The sequence below is a fragment of the Planktothrix paucivesiculata PCC 9631 genome (assembly GCF_900009265.2).
Taxonomy (GTDB): Bacteria; Cyanobacteriota; Cyanobacteriia; order Cyanobacteriales; family Microcoleaceae; genus Planktothrix; species Planktothrix paucivesiculata.
Genome location: NZ_LR735015.1, coordinates 163615 through 178466 on the forward strand (window position 1 = coordinate 163615; position 14852 = coordinate 178466).

General features: G+C 40.7%; 18 protein-coding genes. 15 read left to right on the forward strand and 3 right to left on the reverse strand.

The window, feature by feature from the left end; genetic code table 11:
• Window positions 1–30 precede the first annotated feature (30 nt).
• The 9 genes from PL9631_RS12470 (at window position 31) to PL9631_RS12510 (ending at window position 6514) form a co-directional block, all read left to right on the forward strand.
• Window positions 31–540, forward strand: coding sequence for a TIGR02652 family protein (locus PL9631_RS12470; RefSeq protein ID WP_197046357.1), 510 nt, complete (start codon window positions 31–33; stop codon window positions 538–540).
• 11 nt (window positions 541–551) lie between these two features.
• Complete coding sequence (locus PL9631_RS12475) at window positions 552–983, forward strand: VOC family protein (RefSeq protein ID WP_083620737.1); 432 nt, start codon at window positions 552–554, stop codon at window positions 981–983.
• 173 nt (window positions 984–1156) lie between these two features.
• On the forward strand, window positions 1157–2134 hold the full coding sequence (locus tag PL9631_RS12480) for a sodium-dependent bicarbonate transport family permease (protein ID WP_083620738.1): 978 nt from the start codon (window positions 1157–1159) through the stop codon (window positions 2132–2134).
• Window positions 2135–2137: 3 nt separating this feature from the next.
• Window positions 2138–2431: a P-II family nitrogen regulator gene (locus PL9631_RS12485; protein ID WP_083620740.1), complete on the forward strand. Its 294-nt coding sequence runs from the start codon at window positions 2138–2140 to the stop codon at window positions 2429–2431.
• A 90-nt stretch (window positions 2432–2521) separates the two neighbouring features.
• Window positions 2522–3196, forward strand: a complete 675-nt coding sequence (locus tag PL9631_RS12490; RefSeq protein WP_083620741.1) for a carbonic anhydrase — start codon at window positions 2522–2524, stop codon at window positions 3194–3196.
• Window positions 3197–3421: 225 nt separating this feature from the next.
• Window positions 3422–4330: a polysaccharide deacetylase family protein gene (locus PL9631_RS12495; protein ID WP_083620743.1), complete on the forward strand. Its 909-nt coding sequence runs from the start codon at window positions 3422–3424 to the stop codon at window positions 4328–4330.
• A gap of 68 nt (window positions 4331–4398) precedes the next feature.
• The gene (locus tag PL9631_RS12500) at window positions 4399–5043 is read left to right on the forward strand and encodes a bifunctional 4-hydroxy-2-oxoglutarate aldolase/2-dehydro-3-deoxy-phosphogluconate aldolase (RefSeq protein WP_083620912.1); all 645 of its coding nucleotides are present in this window, start codon (window positions 4399–4401) and stop codon (window positions 5041–5043) included.
• A gap of 212 nt (window positions 5044–5255) precedes the next feature.
• Window positions 5256–5825: a L,D-transpeptidase gene (locus PL9631_RS12505; protein ID WP_083620913.1), complete on the forward strand. Its 570-nt coding sequence runs from the start codon at window positions 5256–5258 to the stop codon at window positions 5823–5825.
• A 2-nt stretch (window positions 5826–5827) separates the two neighbouring features.
• Window positions 5828–6514, forward strand: coding sequence for a metallophosphoesterase family protein (locus tag PL9631_RS12510; protein WP_083620744.1), 687 nt, complete (start codon window positions 5828–5830; stop codon window positions 6512–6514).
• Here the strand turns inward: PL9631_RS12510 and PL9631_RS12515 are convergent.
• Window positions 6511–6798 carry a hypothetical protein gene (locus tag PL9631_RS12515; protein ID WP_083620746.1) on the reverse strand — a complete coding sequence of 96 codons (288 nt, stop codon included), beginning with the start codon at window positions 6796–6798 and terminating at the stop codon, window positions 6511–6513. The two genes, PL9631_RS12510 and PL9631_RS12515, sit on opposite strands and share 4 nt — an antisense overlap.
• 407 nt (window positions 6799–7205) lie before the next feature.
• Here PL9631_RS12515 and PL9631_RS12520 point away from each other — a divergent pair, with 407 nt between their 5' ends.
• Both PL9631_RS12520 and PL9631_RS12525 read left to right on the forward strand, forming a co-directional pair.
• Entirely contained in the window at window positions 7206–8291 is a 1086-nt protein-coding gene (locus PL9631_RS12520) for a metallophosphoesterase family protein (RefSeq protein ID WP_083620748.1), read from the forward strand.
• 76 nt (window positions 8292–8367) lie between these two features.
• Window positions 8368–9381: a DMT family transporter gene (locus PL9631_RS12525; RefSeq protein WP_083620750.1), complete on the forward strand. Its 1014-nt coding sequence runs from the start codon at window positions 8368–8370 to the stop codon at window positions 9379–9381.
• Window positions 9382–9547: 166 nt separating this feature from the next.
• Here the strand turns inward: PL9631_RS12525 and PL9631_RS12530 are convergent, their stop codons facing one another.
• A complete protein-coding gene (locus PL9631_RS12530) occupies window positions 9548–10147 on the reverse strand; it encodes a hypothetical protein (RefSeq protein ID WP_156090553.1) in 600 nt (199 codons plus the stop codon).
• A gap of 40 nt (window positions 10148–10187) precedes the next feature.
• A complete protein-coding gene (locus PL9631_RS12535; protein WP_083620914.1) occupies window positions 10188–11444 on the reverse strand; it encodes an FIST signal transduction protein in 1257 nt (418 codons plus the stop codon).
• A gap of 440 nt (window positions 11445–11884) precedes the next feature.
• On the opposite strand from PL9631_RS12535, the gene PL9631_RS12540 reads away from it, so the two are divergent.
• The 4 genes from PL9631_RS12540 to petA all read left to right on the forward strand — a co-directional run bounded on the left by PL9631_RS12540 (window position 11885) and on the right by petA (window position 14713).
• Window positions 11885–12106, forward strand: a complete 222-nt coding sequence (locus PL9631_RS12540; protein ID WP_083620753.1) for a Calvin cycle protein CP12 — start codon at window positions 11885–11887, stop codon at window positions 12104–12106.
• A gap of 107 nt (window positions 12107–12213) precedes the next feature.
• Window positions 12214–12834 (forward strand): DUF3177 family protein, encoded by a 621-nt coding sequence (locus PL9631_RS12545; protein ID WP_083620755.1) that lies wholly within the window; start codon window positions 12214–12216, stop codon window positions 12832–12834.
• 253 nt (window positions 12835–13087) lie between these two features.
• Window positions 13088–13627: a cytochrome b6-f complex iron-sulfur subunit gene (gene petC / locus PL9631_RS12550; protein ID WP_083620756.1), complete on the forward strand. Its 540-nt coding sequence runs from the start codon at window positions 13088–13090 to the stop codon at window positions 13625–13627.
• A 129-nt stretch (window positions 13628–13756) separates the two neighbouring features.
• Entirely contained in the window at window positions 13757–14713 is a 957-nt protein-coding gene (gene petA, locus PL9631_RS12555) for a cytochrome f (RefSeq protein WP_407947583.1), read from the forward strand.
• The last annotated feature ends 139 nt before the right edge of the window (window positions 14714–14852 follow it).

Here is a 14852-nt window from a genome sequence, read left to right on the forward strand (position 1 = left end):
ATCATACAAGCCTTGGTCTAAAATCATTCCATGATGAATTCTGCCTTGCAGTATCCTATTTTTGGCCCGGAAATTAGTTGTCCCCATTGCCGTCAGCCCATTGCCGCCCTCACGCTGACGGATACCTATTTGTGTCCGCGTCATGGTGCGTTTGAATCTGACCCCAATACGAGGGAGTTGGTTCACTTGCAGTCTGGTCGTCATTGGCGTGAATGGCAAGGGGAATGGTATCGACAACATACCCATCCAGACGGGATTCGATTTGAGATTCATGAAGCCTTAGACCGACTCTATACTCAAGGCTACCGGGCGACCCGTGTGATTATCGCTAAACGCTATCAAGATTTAATCAGTAGCTATTTGGAAGGGGGCACTCCCTGGCGGAATGGAACGGAGGGGACAGAACCCAAATTATACGGTTTACCCGTGGAATTTAGCCCCGATGCGGAGGATGAACCCTGTTGGAATGTGATTAATTTTGATTTGCAAAAAGAACAGGGATCTCCTGTGCGCTATCCCTATTTTCGATTGTTTGAATAGGGGGAATTATCATGCACCATGCCTCAATTCGCACGGCTAATATTCATCGAGCGATCGCTTTTTATGAAACCCTAGGATTTACTGTGTGTGAACGCTTTACCACGGGGTACACCTTAGCCTGTTGGATGGAAGGTTTAAACGGACGGATCGAATTAATTGAAATTCCGCAACCGAAACCGGCTCCTGATGCTTTTGCAGATGAACATTATGTGGGTTATTATCATCTTTCTTTTGATTTAACCCTTGAGGTTGACGATCTGACAAGTTGGCTCAATCATTTAAACCATCAGTTTAATACGAGGGTTAAAGAACAGCCTGATTTATTTCAACCCTTGACGGTTTTATTAAAACCCATGCAACAAATGATTGGAGAGCGGGTTTATGAAGTGATGTTTATTGCGGATGCCGATGGTTTACCCTTAGAATTTATTCGCATTTTGTAGGGTTTTCTATGCAGTGTCTAATGGTATGCCACATTTAGTTTATATTTGCCTGGCGACTCCTTAAAGATGGACAAGGGGACTCGGCTAGGGAGATTCTTAATATAAAATATTGCTGTATTGTCCCCAAAATTGATTAAGATTTTTGGCATCACCTGTTACTAAACCCCTCATTTATGGATGGAAGCCTGATTTTATTTAACATCCTCAACCCTCCGATACTGTTTTTTTTCCTGGGGATGTTAGCTGTTTTTTGCAAATCGGATTTGGAAATCCCCCAACCCTTGCCAAAACTATTTTCCCTATACCTCCTATTAGCAATTGGATTTAAAGGGGGTTATGAGTTAGCACAAAGCGGGATGAATACCCAAATTGCCTTAACGCTGATCGCCTCCATTGTCATGGCCTTGGTGGTTCCCGTCTATAGCTTTTTTATTTTACGCCTAAAATTAGATGCTTATAATGCCGCCGCCATTGCCGCAACCTATGGTTCCATTAGTGCGGTGACATTTATTACCGCCAGTTCCTTCCTAGAAAAATTAGAGATTAGCTATGGGGGACACATGGTGGCGTCTCTGGCTTTAATGGAATCTCCAGCCATTATTATTGGGATCATTTTGGTGCGGGTTTTTGCTCCGGCTCAAGATGGTGAAACCGAACCCTTTTCTTGGGGAAAAGTTCTGCATGAATCGTTTTTAAATGGTTCTGTTTTTCTATTAGTTGGAAGTTTAATCATCGGACTATTAACAGGGGAAAAAGGCTGGGAAAAATTGGAACCTTTTACTCAGGGTATCTTCTACGGGGCTTTAACCTTTTTCCTCTTGGATATGGGGTTAGTGGCGGCGAAACGAATTCGTGAACTGAAAAAAACCGGATCATTTTTGATTGGTTTTTCTATCTTTGTTCCGATTGGGAATGCTATTTTGGGGATTATAATTGGGAAGGTCTTAGGGTTTGGTCAAGGGAATACCCTACTGTTTGCAATTTTGTCTGCAAGTGCTTCCTATATTGCAGTTCCAGCCGCGATCCGAATGACGATTCCCGAGGCTAATCCTAGTCTTTACGTTTCGATGGCGCTGGCTGTGACTTTTCCGTTCAATATTATTGTGGGAATTCCTTTGTACTTACAAATCATTAAATATATTGGAGCCTAGATCATGCAAGCCGTTAAAAAAGTTGAAATCATCATTAGTAGTTTGGAAATTAATAAGGTTTTATCTATTTTAGAACAATGTGAGGTGAAGGGATATACCGTCATGAAAAATACATTAGGAAAAGGCGATCGCGGCTTTTCTAATGATGATTTTGGAGAAGTTTTTAGCAACTCCTATATTATGGCAGTTTGCACCACGGAACAACAATTAGAACAGGTTATTTCTAGCATTACTCCTCTGCTCAAACGGGTGGGAGGTGTGTGTTTAGTTAATGATGCCACTTGGATTCACCACTAGAATTTTGAATTTAGTATGCAGGATATCAGAAAGGTTGAGATCATGATTGATATGTTTCATAAGTGAATTAGTTTCACCAGGATAAATTCTATGCCCATCAGAACAATTATTAAGGGTCTAAATGATTTTCAACAGAATTATTTTAAGGCCAACCAAGACTTGTTTGAAAGGCTGTCCCACGGTCAAAGTCCTGAGATTCTATTTATCACTTGTTGTGACTCGCGGATTGATCCCAACTTGCTGACTCAAAGCAAACCTGGGGAACTCTTTATTATTCGGAATTTTGGGAATACCATTCCCCCCTATGGAGCTTTGAATAGTAGTGAAGCCGCCGGAATTGAATATGCGGTGCAATCCTTAAATGTCAAGGAAATTATTATTTGTGGACATTCTCTGTGTGGGAGTATCAAAGGATTATTAAAACTGCAAAGTTTGTCTGATGAAATGCCTTTAGTCTATAATTGGTTAGACCATTATGGGGAATCGATTCGCCGAATTATTCGAGAAAATTATCAAGGCTATTCTGAAGAAGAAGTCCTAAAAATTGCCACCCAAACAAATGTTTTAAATCAAGTGGCTAACTTAGAAACCTATCCGGTAATTCGTTCTCGACTTCACGCCGGAAAGCTTTGTCTACACGCCTGGGTTTATGAACTGGAAACCGGACAGATTTTAGCCTATGATGTCAGTAAAAATCAGTTTGTAACCCTGCTTCAAGAACCTTTCCCAGTTCCTGACCCCTTATCAATGATGTATCCAGTTTAAGTATTTAGATATCGATCAATAATTATATCCCCGTCAAGCATAAATTTGAACGGGGGATTTTGGTTTGATACAAAAAATCCGATCATCGTTAGGACTTACGCAAAGAAACCGGATTTCTCGCTAGATATCTAAGAAGAAACCAGATTTCTGACCTCGCGTGCGTAAGTCATGATCGTTTAAAATAGATTATGATGTTTTTTAGTAAAAAGGACAATATATTGAAGTATGAATATCCCAATTATTCAGCAAAAATGGTGGAAAAAAAATCGAATCGTGCTGAGTTTCCTAATGGCCTTACTTTGTGTGATTCTATTGAGTGTTCCCGCCTGGGGTAATACCCGGAGAACTCCTACCATCAGAATCCCAATTTTTGGGTTACATGATATTATAGACACAACTAATATTAATCAAAGTTCTAAAAATCGATCCCAATTTGATAGTGATTATTCTAAACAAGATTTATATACGTTTCTAAATTATTTGGCTAAAAACAACTATTGGTTTTTAACCTCTCAAGATTTATTTATCTATTTTATTCAGAAATCCCAGCCTATTCCTGCTGAAAGAGTCGGGCAAAAACCGGTTATGATCAGCTTTGATGATGGCTACCACGGCGTTCATGAAAATGTTTTACCCATTTTGAAAGATTTAGAAAAAAACTATAATCAAAAATTTAAAATTGTTTGGTTTGTGAATCCTGGTTTAATGGGCGTTAAGTTAAAAGACTTTTTACCCCATGCGACTTGTGAAGAACTCCGCGATGGTTATAAACGGGGCTATTATGATATTCAATCCCATGGTCAAACCCATCAACAATTAACTCTAATTAAAGGCAAAGATTTAAAATTTGAACTCGAACAAGCAAAACTAGACTTGAGAACCTGTATGGAAGATTTAGATAGAAATAAATGGGTATCGGCTCATTTTGCCTATCCTTTTGGAAAAGTCAACCGTCGGGTAGAAAAATCCCTCTCGCCCTATTATTTAACCGGATATATCTATGATGGAAATATGGCGCGAATTAATCGCTATACTAATAAATATCGCATCTCTCGGATTACAGTTAATCGCTATAGTTCCCCAAGAAGTTTAATTAGAATTGCTAAACGAGCTACAACCTTGAAAAAATCCTAGGGTTGGAGAGAAAAAGCCATAAAAATGTGATAATATTAATCAATTTTAAGAATATTATCATCAATAAAGTGAATTCCGAACTCTGGTTATCTTGGTTAAAAAAATATCGAGCGATCGCCGTGATTCGCTCTAGTCAAAAGCAACTGGGAAAACAAATGGCACAGGCGACGGCCGCCGGGGGCATGGGGTTAATTGAAATTACCTGGAATAGTGATCAAGCCCCGGAATTAATTGCAGAATTACGATCTGAATTGCCGGGATGTTTGATCGGTACTGGAACATTATTTACAATTGAAGATGTACAAAAAGCGATCGGATCGGGTGCTCAATTCCTATTTTCTCCCCATACTAACCCGGCGATGATTCAGGTGGCAAACAAAGCGGAAATTCCCATAATTCCGGGGGCATTATCCCCCACAGAAATCATCACCGCTTGGCAAGCCGGGGCTAGTTGTGTTAAGGTGTTTCCGATTTCATCGGTTGGGGGTGTAGATTATATTAGGAGTATTAAAGGGCCCCTGGGAGATATCCCCTTGATTCCCACGGGAGGGGTGAATTTAAACAATGCCGTTGCCTTTATTCAAGCCGGAGCGATCGCGGTGGGACTCGCCGGAGATTTATTTCCCCCTGATTTAATTGTAGAACAAAATTGGGTAGCGATCGCTCAAAAAACCCAAACCCTTCTGCAACAGTTATCCGAAATTTCTGCTTGAAGGTGTGAAGAAATAGGCAAGAACAGAATATAATCTAAGATATCCTAGAATTCAAGCTGATTAATACATCTACTAACCCTCGCTTTTACCGATGCCCCGTAATCACAATCCTAGCCTTTAATCTGAACAGAACTTACCCGTTATTCGTATCAATGGTAAGGTTAATTCATGAATTACCTAAGCCCTATTTAACTCAAACCCAAGGAGTAGATATGAAAACTCTTAACCCCTTAATTAAATCCCTCTCTGGTTTTAGGTTTGATCTGGTTAAACCAACCCGTTTTCCTCGAACAAAATTAAGTTTTTTGGGAATAATAGCCAGCGCGACGGTGTTAACCTTAATTACCGGATTTTCTCCTGAAAACAGGGCGATCGCCAATGAACAACACAACCTGATTGCACGCAATATGATAGAATTGCAGCAATCTTCTGAACGTTGGATTTTAATAGATTTATCTCGACAAAGGTTAATCGCTTGGGAAGGAAATCAGCCCGTGTATGCAGTGATTGTTTCTACTGGAAAAGCGGACACTCCCACCCGCACCGGAGTCTTTAAAGTCTATACCAAATATGAAACTACCCGCATGACTGGCCCGGATTATGATGTCCCCGATGTTCCCTACACAATGTACTACGACGGCGGCATGGCCATTCATGGAGCCTACTGGCATAATTTATTTGGCACACCCGTTTCCCATGGTTGCACGAATGTGGCGGTTGATCATGCCAAATGGTTATTTGAGTGGGCATCGGTGGGAACCCCCGTTATTGTCCATAAGTAACTATGCGAATTCTTGCCATTGGTGATATTCATGGCTGCTCTATGGCTTGGGATACTCTCCTATTTATGATTAAGCCTCAAACCGATGATTTAATCATTACCCTAGGGGACTATGTGGATCGAGGGCCAGATTCTAATGGGGTATTAGAAAGATTAATTACCCTGCACAAAACCGGACAGTTAGTCGCCTTGCGGGGAAACCACGAAATTCTGATGTTAGAAGCGCGGAACTCTCCTGAACAGTTTGAGGCTTGGTTTAAATGGGGAGGTGAGCAAACCTTGGCTTCCTATCCGACTATCGGAAAAAAACCTAAGTTAGAAACCATTCCCGCCCACCATTGGGAATTTATGGAAAACCTGTGTGTGAACTATTGGGAGACAGAACACCATTTTTTTGTTCACGGGAATGTTGACCGCCATCTTCCCTTAAATCAACAATCCCCAGAACAATTATTTGGGGCAAAATTTCACTATGTGAAACCCCATATTTCAGGAAAAACTATGGTTTGTGGTCATACCCGTCAAACCAGTGGTGAACCTGTTAATTTAGGCTATGCCATTTGTATTGATACTTGGGTTTATGGACAGGGTTGGTTAACAGGTTTAGACGTTAATAGCGGTCAAATTTGGCAAGCCAATCAAATCGGTGATTTTCGGACAGGTTGGATTGATCAATTCAAACCGATTTAATCGGATGAACAGCGTTCGGTGATTCCCCGCACAGAATCCATCAGACTGCTGTATTCCGAAGGATTGAGTACCCCTGCACTATAAAACTGAGCCAGACAGCTATTAATCGCATTAAACGCTGACTTGCGTTCTAACCAAGATTTTCCTTCCTGGAGTGCTTCTTCTGCCGAGGCATAGTCTTCCTCGGAGGTCAAATATTCGCCATAGGGGAGAATAATTTGCCATTTCCAGCGATGGCGAAGACTGAGGGTGGAGATTAACAAGCCGTAATAGTCTTTGTGCATCGATAATACTGCTGAAAATCCTTAACAATTATTTAACTATTGTATTACATTTCTTAAAGAATTGCAAGTTTTGTTAGAGTTATATTAAGAAATGAGTACATATACGGATTATATATCCCTAAAAATCCGTTGCTTCTGTATTAAAAAGTACAAACACCCGCCTTTTTTAGCCGATTAAATTTTATCTGTGAAAATAAAAACATCCGACCGTTTCAGGAGAGGATAATGAAGTAATGTTAAAATTATTAATCTTATTTAAAAAACGAGATTAATTTCGCTATATTCTTTTAGTAAATAGATCAAAGTTCATCCTATTTATTAAAATGATGGACGCTTCATTGTACCCCAATTTTGTCAATTATTGCGTCGAGTCATAATTTTTTGTTTGCCCTTTTGCTGATTTATTTATGAACTTAAGTTTTAAATTTGCCATTGTCAGTGATTTGCATATTGCCCTACCTGAAACAATATGGGATCATCCCCACCGCTTCCATTTAGTTGAAGTGAGTATCCCGGCTTTAGAATTAGCATTAGACCATTTAGGGCAATTAGATTTAGATTTTCTGCTCTTACCTGGCGACTTAACTCAACATGGAGAACGGGAAAATCATCAATGGTTAAGTCAACGATTAAGCCAACTTCCCTATCCAGTTTATGTGATTCCTGGAAATCATGATCTGCCCGTATTAGAAAGCCAGAAAAATGTTATAGGTTTTAAAGAATTTCCCCAATATTATCGAGATTTTGGCTATGAAAACCATCAGGGTTTAGATTACACCCAGGAAATTTTACCCGGGTTACAATTAATTGGGTTAAACTCCCATCATTTTGATGTTCATGGCAATCAAATAGGCTGTTTAGAAGAACAACAGTTAGAGTGGTTAGAAGGGGTATTATCCCAAATAAAAAATAAATTGATTTTTGTAATGATTCATCATAATGTGATTGAACATTTACCCGGACAGGCGACCAATCCTTTGGGAAAAAGATATATGTTAGAAAACGCTCCTCGTTTTTTACAGATATTAAAACAGGCGGGGGTGCAGCTAGTCTTTACCGGACATTTGCACGTTCAAGATATTGCCCAATGGCAAGGAATTTATGATATTACTACGGGATCATTAGTCAGTTATCCCCATCCCTATCGCGTGATTTCTGTTAATACAAATGCTCAGGGAAAACCGGTTTTAAAAATAGAATCTCATCGGATTACCGCCGTTGAAGATTGGCCAGATTTACCCGTAAAATCAAGGGAATGGATGGGGGAACACTCTTTTCCTTTTATGATGAAACTGTTAACCAATCCCCCGTTAAAATTAACTCCTCAAGAAGCGGAAAAATTAGTTCCCCATCTGCGTTATTTTTGGGCGGATATTGCCAATGGTGATGCTCAATTCAATTTTGAAGTATTTCCACCATCTGTTCGTCGTTACTTTGAAAGATTTAGTGCAACGGATCAAATTGATAATTTTGCTGAGTTAGTGTTATCTTAAGCATTGACTTTCCTTGGTAATAAAACCCTGTATACCTTTATTTATCCCCAGTCCTAGATCCCCCATTATTAGGAAGATGAATAGAAATTTAATCACGGGTCGGGGTTATTTAGCCCTCGCTATTATTATTTTTGCTGCTTCTAATGCAATTATTAGCAAACTGACGGATATCGGTGGACAACATTTAATTAATGGGAGAAATCCTATTGCTTTTTGTAATGTTTTATTTGTGGGAAATGTTTGTGCTTTATTCGCTTTATTACTGATTTATGGGAGACAATGGACGGTTAACAACATCAAAAAACTTTCAGGATCTGATTGGTTGGGTCTGTTAACGGTTGCTATTTTATCCAGTGCGATCGCCCCAGCTTTAATTTTTTCAGCCTTGGAACAAACCACCGTTAATAATGTGGTTTTAATTGGGAGAATTGAACCCGCTTTAGCGTTAGCTTTGTCAATTTTTATTCTCAAGGAAAAAGTCAATTTCGGAGTAATTCTGGGTGCAATAATTTCCTTTGTGGGAGTAGCTTTAACGATTATACTTCAACCTCCTGAATCTGAAATGATAGAAATGGGAAGCAGTTTAATGATCGGTATTCCTGAATTAATGATTCTGGGAGGCGCGATCGCCTTGGCTTTTTCTAGTATTATTAGTAAAATTAAACTGCAAAAAATCCCTTTAGGAATTTTTACGATTTTTCGTACACTTACGGGAACAACTATTTTTTTTATAGTCGCTATGCACATATTTGGATCACAACATTTTATGGATGTTTTTTCTCCTTTTTTATGGCAATGGATGTTAGTTTATGGAATTATAATTGTCGTAGGAGGTCAAATCTGTTGGTTTCAGGGAATTAAAAATACGACAGCTTCAGATGTTTCTTTAATAAGTTCTTTTAGCCCATTAGCAGGAATTTTGGCTGCTTACTTTATATTAGGAGAAACCCCAACAAATGCTCAATATATTGGCGGAATTGTTATTATTTTGGGAATTATTTTAACCCAAATTGCCTTAATCAAAAAGCCCCCTCAAGCTCAATCTAATCTTTTAGAACAAGAAATAAAAACAGGATTCAAAGGAGTCTAAAACCCAAACCCCCAGGGTAAACTCTTTTCTTACCCATTACCCTGTTACTGGGCGAAGTCGAAGTATTACCCATTCGTAATTCGTAATTCGTAATTCGTAATTCGTAATTCGTAATTCGTAATTCGTAATTCGTAATTCGTAATTCGTAATTCCCTGTTCCCTACAATTAAAGATCAAAATAATCCTCCAAATCATTGCTTTTTTCCAAAAGTTTTTCTAGGGTATCAAATTGAAACCAGAAAACTAAATTTCTATCTCGGAAAATTTCAATTGTTCCGATTAAAGCAACGGAATACTTAGGAGATAAATTTCCTAATAATAGACTTCTCAAATCTCCTTCTTTATACTTAGGAATCATATAGGTGATCCCATATTCGCAGAGGGTACTAATTACTCCCATCATACCATTATAGAAAATATTTCCCACTTCACTAAAAATGGCTTTCTCAAAAGCCCCTTTATCTAATTTTCGTCGATCTTCACTTTCAATCAAATCAATTAATATACTCGCAGTTTGTTTAGGAAAGACTAATTGAGTATTTCCTTGAAACTGCCCGGAAAAGACCATTTCTACTGCCTTTAAATCCCTCGCACCCACCTGTTTTTCTAACTGCATGGGTAACTGTTGGGGGGAGAATAAATCTACAGACAGTAACTTTAACTTGATCGGCGATCGGGAGATCGTTTCTAACATAATATCTGCCCGATCAATGCCGACTTTAAATAATTTTGTCAAAACCGAAAGCGGTGGTAAGTTTTCCTGCATAAACTTCAAATACTTAGTTTTTACCAAGATTGAATTAAGACTAATAATTTCTTTGCCTACAAATCCCAAAAACCGAGGTATAACCATGTAAAAACGTGGAATTTCCCACCGGGCCAATTTCACCATTGCAGAAAAAGCCACTCAAGGGAAGATTAAAATACCGTCGGAACAGTGTGGAATCAAAGTTAGGTTCCCCATAAAGCCCTTCTCCTCGTCCTAAACAGGAAAACATCAATGCTCCGGCATTTGTTAGCCCTTGGGGAAAAGAAGAGGCCTGTCGTTGATAACGTTCGATTAATAGTTCTAAATCTTCTGCGGAAGTGCGAGAATCTCTGAGGTGAAATTGAATTCGTTGTCCGGGACGAACGCGATCGCCAATGGCCACGGCTCCAGCCCGCGGATCAACCCCAATTAAATTCCGAATTAAAAAATCCCCCGGTTCCAGTGTCTGTTTAAATTCATCCCGCACGACCCCAACAAATAACGAATGTTGAGCCAGTTGTCGATCTTCTTCGCTTAACTGCCGGACTAAATCTTGTAATGCTTCTAAGGGGGATAGGCGCACGGAAACCGAAGAAGTGGTTTCGAGTGAGGAATCTTCCGATGGAGTTTCCACTTCCAAGACAATATTGCGTTCAGCTTGGGTAACGCGGTAGGGATTACCAATGGGACGACAACCCTGGGCAACAATGGTTTCAATCAAAATATTGCCGCACAAAGCCAGGCCTACAATTTCTTCCGAGTGTCGCTGGGAACCGGAAAATACCCCTGTCCCCCCTCCCATGGCCCCCGTGCTGGCCAGTCCTCCCACTTTTACCGAACCCGGGTAGGCATAATCTAGGCCTTGCAAAAAATCATTAATTTGACCGAAGTAGGGATCAACGAGGACAATAAATTGAGGCTGATCTTCGGGTTTGACTCCAATTAGATCCACCCACTGATCTGGAGAACTATCCAAATCCGGCAAATCGTCGGCGGATAAATGAAACGGGTGAATTTCCACATCGGGTAAATGGGCTAAGGTGAGACTTATGGCCGGTTCTGCCTCGATTTCCTCAGCCTGGTAATCGGAATTCATGCCAATCACACCGCCGGCCCCACAACCGATCAGGGTGGGAAGGTGCAACTGTTCTTGGAGCAAGGGCATCAGTCGCGAATATTCACTGCTAAAGGCAGAGGAAATAAAGACTAAGCCTAGGTCTGGAGAAGCTCGTAAGCCATCTTGAGCGATTTCTACAACTTCTTTCACCGCCGCCTCTAAGGAAGGACGTTGAGATAAAGCATTGACCCAGCGCATGGGTTTGGTTGTCGATTCCGCCATCTTCGCCCTCCCTCAATAGTCACCTCTCTTGTGTTAAGATAGCAGATTGTGTAGGAATACAGCAGATGCAATGTTTTGTGAATGTTGCTATCTGGAGTTAACTCAAGTGTTTAAAGCCAGGGAAGTTTTGCTTCAGGGCATTAACCCTGCTCCTGAGCTTGATCGCCCCTAAGCCCCACATCTTAACGGATAGGGCAGGGTTCGTTGAATTTCTGTCAGATCTGTGCTAGAAGTAGATGGTCTTTGCATCACAAAACCCTTGGGCGAAAACCGAGCTAAGTGGGAAGTGTAGCAAAAAAGTTATGGGTACAGCGAACCTCATCCTTGCCACAAGAACAAAGTGAGTAATTCTTACTAAATGTTCTACAGTAGGATTGGAACCTGTACTTAGTAGATTTAGATTAAAGTAAAAGTTTATGAACAATATCAACGAACTGATCGAGAAAGAACTAGACGAAGCCCGTACAGTCTGTGATGTCACTGGTGCAAATTCTAAGGAATGTGCAGCGGCTTGGGATGCGGTGGAAGAATTACAAGCTGAAGCTTCACACCAAAAACAAGAAAAACCCAAAAGCTCTTTTGAAGTCTATTGCAGCGATAACCCTGATGCGGCAGAATGTCGGCTTTATGAAGACTAATCCGTTGTTTTTGGGGTCTTCTAGTCTTTGTTAATTATCGGCAACTGAGAGTTAACTTGGGTTAACCCAGTTGCTTAATTTTTATTTATTGGATTTGATCATTTAGGATGTTCAATTGTTTACTCGCCGTCGAATCTCCTGGGTTACAATCGTTGGTCTGGACGGACTATAGACTGGCGATTCTGTTTGCACTGATTATTCCCTTTGTCATCTTTGTGGCGGCTTTTATTCAGAGAGCGGAAGCGATTCAACGGTTAATGGCAACTTATTGGCGCGTGGCAAGTTTGTTGATCATTAGCTTATATTTAATGATTGCTGCTCTGCCCATTAGTTTTCTGACCTTGCTGATGGCACAGATTTTAATTCCGATTTCCCTGTGGTTTTGGGTAGATCTGAATGAGGAAGTTTCAGAAATGCCTAATTCGGGTTTGAAGTTACTCTTTACGTCTTGGCGTTGGGCGGTGACGATTTATAATCTTTTGGGTGCGATCGCTTTAATTCCTTTTCTACATTGTGCTTTTTCTAAAGGTCAAAAAGAGTTAATCGCCGATGCCAGTTGTCGGATCTGGCTCGATCCTCCTTGGTTATATAAACAAACTTTTAGTCCTAATTTAACCCCTCAATTTTTAGGCTTTTTCGCTTTAGTCGGTTTAGCTGTTTATATCCTTTATTTGGGTTATTTTGTATTCTTTAAATTGGGAAAACAGGGACGTTCGGCGATGGGATAAAAGCGTGAATGGGTGAATTTACCCAAAATTTGGGTTGAGATCCCCATCCTTCCCCGACGGCTTTTTAACTTGATTGAGTCTAACCGCCAACACCCGATAAACATGGGTGCAAATAATGTGATAATGCTTATTGAACGAAGATCGGGCTTGCCGTTATTCCATCGTGTGAGTCAGATTTTCCACTAAATTCAGTAGATGAACGGCTTCTTTGCCCAGTATTAAGTAACAATCACACAGACAAGCTGCGTCAGTTATGACTCAAATTTCAGTAACCTCCGATGCTCCGAGTATGGGGCGTCGTCAATTCATGAATTTACTGACCTTCGGTACAGTTACAGGCGTTGCTGTCGGGGCGCTGTATCCGGTGATCAAATATTTTCTGCCCCCCTCTAGTGGTGCGGCTGGCGGTGGTGTAACGGCTAAAGATGCTCTGGGTAACGATGTTATCGTCAGTGAATTTTTATCCAGCCATAAACCCGGCGACCGGGTTTTAGCCCAAGGTTTAAAAGGCGACCCTACCTATATGGTGATTGAATCCGATTCTTCCTTAGCGGAATATGGAATCAATGCGGTTTGTACCCACTTAGGGTGCGTTGTCCCTTGGAATGCCAGCGAAAATAAATTTATGTGTCCCTGTCACGGCTCTCAATATAACGCCGAGGGCAAAGTGGTTCGTGGGCCAGCACCGTTATCCTTACCCTTGGTTCACGCCACGGTTAATGATGACAAATTGAGCTTTACAACTTGGACAGAAACCGATTTCCGCTCGGGTGAAAATCCCTGGTGGTCTTAATAAATTTTAAATTCTAGGATTTTGGATTTTAGATCAAGATCTGAAATCTGAACTCTGTGATCATTGATTCTGTTGACTTTGACCAGAAATAGAACATTAGTAATGCAACCAATTGATCAATTAGTGAAAATGCCTCGTTTGCGGGCTTGGAAAATCCTTTGGGTTGCCGTAGCAACGGTTGCTTTCTTCCTAACCAGTGATTTTGCCCTACCCCAGTCGGCGGCAGCTTATCCATTTTGGGCGCAAGAAACGGCTCCCTTAACTCCCCGAGAAGCGACAGGAAGGATTGTTTGTGCCAACTGTCACTTAGCGGCAAAACCTACGGAAATTGAAGTTCCCCATTCGGTTTTACCAGATACTGTTTTTAAAGCGGTTGTTAAAATCCCCTACGATACCAATATTCAGCAAGTCACGGCCGATGGTAGCAAAGGTGGTTTAAACGTCGGTGCGGTGTTAATGCTGCCCGAAGGCTTTAAAATTGCTCCTGAAGATCGGATTCCTGAGGAATGGAAGGAAGAAATTGGTGATCTGTACTTCCAACCCTATCGGGAAGATCAAGAAAATGTGGTTATTGTCGGGCCATTACCCGGAGAAGAACATCAAGAAATTATCTTCCCTGTCTTGTCTCCTAACCCCGAAACGGATAAATCCGTTCACTATGGTAAATTTGCTATTCATGTCGGTGGAAACCGAGGTCGCGGTCAAGTCTATCCGGCCGGAAACTCTAGCAATAATACCGTTTATAAAGCCTCTGCTGCTGGAACCGTTACCCAGGTAACAACGGACGCAGAATCAGGTGCTCAAGTGACCATTCAAAAGGCTGACGGTCAAACCGTTGTCGATGAAATTCCCCTTGGCCCTTCTGTAATTGTTTCTGAAGGTCAAACCGTTGCAGTCGGTGATCTGTTAACCGATAACCCCAACGTGGGCGGTTTTGGTCAGCATGATACTGAAATTGTTCTGCAAAGTTCTACTCGTGTTACTGGCTTAATTGCTTTTATCGCTTTGGTGATGTTAGCTCAAGTCATGCTGGTAATGAAGAAGAAACAAATTGAGAAAGTTCAAGCGGCTGAAATGAATTTCTAACTTTTTAGTCATTTTGATGATTTCAACCCTTGTAGAGACGTTAATTTTAGCGTCTCTACAACTGTTTTTAAATGGGGAATAGTAAATTACGAATTACGAATTACGAATGGTTAATAGAAGGAGTTTACCCCCCCTGCCT

Coding starts and splice junctions, on each gene's coding strand:
- PL9631_RS12545 (WP_083620755.1), top strand. CDS start 12,214: ATGTTCAATTGTTTACTCGCCGTCGAATCTCCTGGGTTACAATCGTTG.
- petA (WP_407947583.1), top strand. CDS start 13,757: ATGCCTCGTTTGCGGGCTTGGAAAATCCTTTGGGTTGCCGTAGCAACG.
- PL9631_RS12485 (WP_083620740.1), top strand. CDS start 2,138: ATGCAAGCCGTTAAAAAAGTTGAAATCATCATTAGTAGTTTGGAAATT.
- PL9631_RS12475 (WP_083620737.1), top strand. CDS start 552: ATGCACCATGCCTCAATTCGCACGGCTAATATTCATCGAGCGATCGCT.
- PL9631_RS12490 (WP_083620741.1), top strand. CDS start 2,522: ATGCCCATCAGAACAATTATTAAGGGTCTAAATGATTTTCAACAGAAT.
- petC (WP_083620756.1), top strand. CDS start 13,088: ATGACTCAAATTTCAGTAACCTCCGATGCTCCGAGTATGGGGCGTCGT.
- PL9631_RS12525 (WP_083620750.1), top strand. CDS start 8,368: ATGAATAGAAATTTAATCACGGGTCGGGGTTATTTAGCCCTCGCTATT.
- PL9631_RS12510 (WP_083620744.1), top strand. CDS start 5,828: ATGCGAATTCTTGCCATTGGTGATATTCATGGCTGCTCTATGGCTTGG.
- PL9631_RS12495 (WP_083620743.1), top strand. CDS start 3,422: ATGAATATCCCAATTATTCAGCAAAAATGGTGGAAAAAAAATCGAATC.
- PL9631_RS12515 (WP_083620746.1), bottom strand. CDS start 6,798: ATGCACAAAGACTATTACGGCTTGTTAATCTCCACCCTCAGTCTTCGC.
- PL9631_RS12480 (WP_083620738.1), top strand. CDS start 1,157: ATGGATGGAAGCCTGATTTTATTTAACATCCTCAACCCTCCGATACTG.
- PL9631_RS12540 (WP_083620753.1), top strand. CDS start 11,885: ATGAACAATATCAACGAACTGATCGAGAAAGAACTAGACGAAGCCCGT.
- PL9631_RS12470 (WP_197046357.1), top strand. CDS start 31: ATGATGAATTCTGCCTTGCAGTATCCTATTTTTGGCCCGGAAATTAGT.
- PL9631_RS12535 (WP_083620914.1), bottom strand. CDS start 11,444: ATGCGCTGGGTCAATGCTTTATCTCAACGTCCTTCCTTAGAGGCGGCG.
- PL9631_RS12505 (WP_083620913.1), top strand. CDS start 5,256: ATGAAAACTCTTAACCCCTTAATTAAATCCCTCTCTGGTTTTAGGTTT.
- PL9631_RS12530 (WP_156090553.1), bottom strand. CDS start 10,147: ATGCAGGAAAACTTACCACCGCTTTCGGTTTTGACAAAATTATTTAAA.
- PL9631_RS12520 (WP_083620748.1), top strand. CDS start 7,206: ATGAACTTAAGTTTTAAATTTGCCATTGTCAGTGATTTGCATATTGCC.